The organism is Pseudoduganella sp. GW821-FHT11H04, from assembly GCF_058807935.1.
In genome coordinates, this window is sequence record NZ_JBXARE010000037.1 from 1 (window position 1) to 680 (window position 680).

At 48.8% G+C, this 680-nt stretch carries 1 rRNA gene; it reads right to left on the reverse strand.

The features are described 5' to 3' along the window. Positions 1-605, reverse strand: a 23S ribosomal RNA gene (locus AC1RTP_RS28515); the annotation flags it as partial. Between the last annotated feature and the right edge of the window lie 75 nt (positions 606-680).

A 680-nucleotide genomic window follows, 5' to 3' on the forward strand; every position in this document is an offset into this window, starting at 1 on the left:
GGTTAACCTCGCCACTGAATGTAAGTCGCTGACCCATTATACAAAAGGTACGCCGTCACCCCTTACGAGGCTCCGACTGTTTGTATGCACACGGTTTCAGGATCTATTTCACTCCCCTCCCGGGGTTCTTTTCGCCTTTCCCTCACGGTACTGGTTCACTATCGGTCGATTACGAGTATTTAGCCTTGGAGGATGGTCCCCCCATGTTCAGACAGGATTTCTCGTGTCCCGCCCTACTTGTCGTACGCTTAGTACCACCGCTTGGATTTCATGTACGGGGCTATCACCCGCTATGGCCAGAGTTTCCAATCTGTTCCATTATCCAAACGACTATCACGTACAGGCTCTTCCCATTTCGCTCGCCACTACTTTGGGAATCTCGGTTGATTTCTTTTCCTGCAGCTACTTAGATGTTTCAGTTCGCCGCGTTCGCTTCACACACCTATGTATTCAGTGAGTGATGACCTAAAAGGCCGGGTTTCCCCATTCGGAAATCTTCGGATCAATGCTTGTTTGTCAGCTCCCCGAAGCTTATCGCAGACTACTACGTCCTTCATCGCCTGTAATCGCCAAGGCATCCACCATGTGCACTTATTCACTTGTCCCTATAACCTTGACGGCTATAAGTTCAAGCACTTACTACTGTGTTTGATGAGTTTTACTACTACCCTAAGTGTGTG